Source organism: Streptomyces sp. PT12 (assembly GCF_003311645.1).
Taxonomy (GTDB): domain Bacteria; phylum Actinomycetota; class Actinomycetes; order Streptomycetales; family Streptomycetaceae; genus Streptomyces.
The window spans coordinates 1-3,453 of sequence record NZ_QEST01000078.1 but is presented as its reverse complement, the minus strand read 5'-3'; the positions used below and the strand labels follow the sequence as shown (position 1 = coordinate 3,453).

5 protein-coding genes are annotated in these 3,453 nt (G+C 72.2%); 3 read left to right on the top strand and 2 right to left on the bottom strand.

All coding sequences use genetic code 11. The annotated features are described in order from the left end of the window. Positions 1–333: 333 nt before the first annotated feature. From DEH69_RS06425 to DEH69_RS33360, 3 genes are read left to right on the top strand one after another with little or no spacing between them, the layout of a single operon-like run. Complete coding sequence (locus DEH69_RS06425) at positions 334–639, top strand: hypothetical protein (protein ID WP_147255464.1); 306 nt, start codon at positions 334–336, stop codon at positions 637–639. Next, complete coding sequence (locus tag DEH69_RS32430) at positions 612–743, top strand: hypothetical protein (protein ID WP_258534484.1); 132 nt, start codon at positions 612–614, stop codon at positions 741–743. Before DEH69_RS06425 ends, DEH69_RS32430 begins: the two co-directional genes overlap by 28 nt. Further along, positions 740–1,012, top strand: coding sequence for a hypothetical protein (locus tag DEH69_RS33360; RefSeq protein ID WP_113685904.1), 273 nt, complete (start codon positions 740–742; stop codon positions 1,010–1,012). The genes DEH69_RS32430 and DEH69_RS33360 overlap by 4 nt, the downstream gene beginning before the upstream one ends. Before the next feature lie 244 nt (positions 1,013–1,256). On the opposite strand, the gene DEH69_RS06410 is transcribed toward DEH69_RS33360, so the two are convergent. Continuing rightward, positions 1,257–1,997 (bottom strand): alpha/beta fold hydrolase, encoded by a 741-nt coding sequence (locus tag DEH69_RS06410; protein ID WP_113685903.1) that lies wholly within the window; start codon positions 1,995–1,997, stop codon positions 1,257–1,259. A 114-nt stretch (positions 1,998–2,111) separates the two neighbouring features. Continuing rightward, positions 2,112–3,453: nitrous oxide reductase family maturation protein NosD (locus tag DEH69_RS06405; protein WP_113685902.1), on the bottom strand; the 1,342-nt coding region annotated here is incomplete at its 5' end.

The window sequence follows — 3,453 nt, the reverse complement described above, 5'->3', positions numbered from 1 at the left end:
CGCGCGGCAGCCTCGCCAACGAGGCCCGCCATCGCATCGCCCAAGCCCAGGAGGCGGCGCCGGATCATCGCAGGCGCCAGCGCGGGCCATGGTCCGTGGGCCAGACGGGTACGGCCCCACGCCCCCGCAGCAGCCGACCGGGCAGGCCACCGTGCCTAAGGGCTGTCCCGCCGCGGAACATCTGCCGCCCGCTCCGTCGCCGTTGGACGACGACGCGCCGATCACGGTGATCGTGGGGCGGGACTGCCCGCCCGCGACGCCGCTCGACCCGTGCCTCGGCTGTCACGACCGCGTTCCTTCGCTGGCCACGCACGTGTGTTCCGGTGGTGGGTCGTGACGGAACGGTGCGCCTCGTGCGGGACGACGGTGCCGCCGCTGGTCGTGGTGGCGGTGCACCATGCCGGGTCGGGGGGCGGGTGGACGCACCGCGCGTGCGCGAGCTGCCTGATCCGCGAGCGGCTGATCCCGTTCACCTTCCACCCGCTGCGCCACGACGGGACGCGGCTGACGTACCCGGAGATCGTTCCGGGCGAACTGGTCGCCACGCTCGCGCCGTTGGGCGAATCGAATCCCCCGCGCTCGCCGCCCCGGTCGGGCGGCTGCTGGCCGCCGTGGCCCGCACACAGGACCACACCCTGAGCGCGGACGAGCTGCACGCCGCCCACGACGCCGCCCGCGCCGCCGTCGCACACCTGCGCAAGGCCGCCCGACGAGCGAGCCACGCCGCGCGGGAGGCGCGGTGAACGGCGCGATCGACCTCTCCCTCCGCGACCCCGACCGAGGCAACGACCAGCCCGTCAACGGCCGCTGCTGGCTCGGCTGCGACCCCGGGACCGTTCAGCCCGTGGTCTGGATCGGGCCCGTCTCCATCGCGGGCCCCGACGGGATCGCCACCGCACCCGCCTACGCCTGCCCCCGCTGCGTACGCCGCCGCTACGCCATGGCCCGCGCCGACGACACCGAACACGACCGCCCGCCGCACCTGACCGAACGGCCGCGCGGCCACCCCTGAACCCCCCTGACCGGGACGGCTGGTCCCGGGCGGCCCGCCCACGGCGCGGCGCCCGATCCCCTTGCGGGCGCCCCAGGGCCACCCCTACGACACGGAACGAGAGAAGGAGTTTTCATGGGGGAAACGATGCCGGGATCGACCGTGCCCAGGCGCCAACTCGGGCGCCACCTACGGGAGTCGCGCACCGACGCGCGGCTCACCCTCAAACAGGCGGCCAGCAGCCGGGCACGCGCGGAGGAGCCGTTCAGTCGGCGTCGAGCAGCAGCGCGGTGAGCTCGCGCGGCACGGTGATCATGCAGTCGTGGCCGCTGCGCAGCTCCCGCACCCGCGAAGGGGCACCGTTGGGCTGCACCGGGGGAACAGGGCGGCGCATGACGCCCTGCGCCGCGCCGCCGACGCAGTGGATGTGGGTGCGGGGGATGGCGTCCATGGCCGGGTTGTCCAGCCGGACGGGCTGCTGAAAGCAGCGGACCGACTCGTCCGAGAGCATCGTGCGCAGCCACGCCGCGTCGGCCGGGTCGGTCACCCCGAACAGGCCCATGGGCTCGGGTCCCTCGGGCATGGGCGGGATGCGCCAGGGCGCGCCGGAGGCGGCGGCCGCGTCGATCAGCCGCTGGGTCATGGGGATGACGTCGAGCACGGTCTCGCCGTCGGCCGGGACCATCGCGTCGACGTAGACGAGGCCCGCGATCCGCTCGGGGACCTGGGCGGCCACGGCGGAGACGACCATCCCGGCGTAGCTGTGCCCGACCAGGGTCACCCCGGTGAGGTCCCCCTCGACGAGGACGGCGACGACGTCGGCGACATGGGTGTCGAGACCCACGTCGGGGCCGAGCAGGTGCTCCTTGTCGCCGTGGCCGGTCAGCGAGGGGGCGAACGCCCGGTGCCCGGCCCGTCTCAGCAGGGGGACCACCCGGTCCCAGACGCGCCCGTTGTGCCAGGCGCCATGGACAAGAACGTACGTTTTCGTGTGCCGCGTGCTCATGGAAAAGACGCTAATGGGCCAAAAGGAACCTCTCGGTGACGTTCGGCTCGTGGCAGGCCCCGTGGGAGGCGCCTTCCTCACCGGCCTCACCGGGCGCCCCTCGACGGGGCGGCGTCAGGCGAGCTCGAACGGGCCGATGTCGATGGCCGCGCCCCTGACGCGTGGCGCGCCGTCGACGTCCCGGACGAAGCCGGGGCTGTGGGGGGTGCTGCCCTCGTCGACGACGTCGGCCTCCTGGGCCACGGCGCGGAACCGGGTGAGGTCCTCGGGGTTGATCGCCCGCACCGGCGCGTCCGGATTGCCCTCGAACTCGCGCCAGTCGTCGGCCACCGAGGGATCGAGCGGTTCGACGTTGTCGGTGTCGTCGGCCAGCGCGTCCCTGCTGCCGTCGGCGTAGGTGGAACCCCCGGCGCTGACAAGGATGTTGTTGCGCAGCCTGACATCCGTCGTCTCCAGGTCGTCCACCGTGCCATGGAACGTCAGGACATGGCCGTCGGCCCCGCCGAGCAGGATGTTGTTCTCGATGACGGCGCCGGGGACGCTGCCAAGCTCGATGTTCTGGCTGCCGAACGACTCACACACGTTGCCGCGGTAGGTGAAGTCGCGGACGTCGGCGGTGGGGCGGTGCCCGTTCTGCATGATCAGGCACTGGCCCGAGACGCGCACGCAGTAGTTGTTCTCCACGGTGACGTCATGGGCTTCCACCGTCCTGCCGCTGTTCTGGTACGTCTGGAGGCAGTCGGCGTGCGGCTCGCCCTCGCCCTTGTTGGCGTTGAGGTCGTGCACGTAGTTGTTGCGGATGGTGTGGCCGCCGCCCCAGACGCGCATGCCGTCGACGTCGTCGTTCCCGTCGTTGGACCACAGGTCGTAGATGTTGTTCCACTCGACGGTGATGCCGGAGCCGCCCCAGAGGTAGACGCCGAAGTTGTTGGTCCCGGTCACGGTGTTGCGGGAGATCAGCGCGTCGCTGGCGCAGTCGTCGTAGTCGCACGCGATGGCGTAGTGGATCCGCTTGCCGGTGACCAGGTTCCCGGTGATGGTGTGCCCGCTGCCGGAGAACTTGATCCCCGTCGACGGGTCGTCCAGCGCGTCGCCGACCACCGTGAAGCCGTCGACGGTCGCGTCGCTGCCGCTGACGACGATGTTTCGCACGGTGACGGGGCCGTTGGCGCGAACGGTGATCGGCTTGTCGACGACCAGCGTCGTGCCGGAGTGGTCGCCAGGGCTGACGCAGACGATGTCCCCGTCCGACGCGTCGTCGACGGCGCCCTGCGGGTCGGAGTCGGCGCGGACCGTGCAGTCGTCGGTCCTGGGGTTGCCGTTGCCGTCGGTGCCATAGGGGAGTTCGGCGCCACCGCCGTCGCCGTCGCCGTCACCGTCACCGTCGCCACCGCCGTCGCCCCAGATCTCGACCTCGGTGAGGCTGTTCCAGTCGCCCTCGCCATCGCCCTCGTAG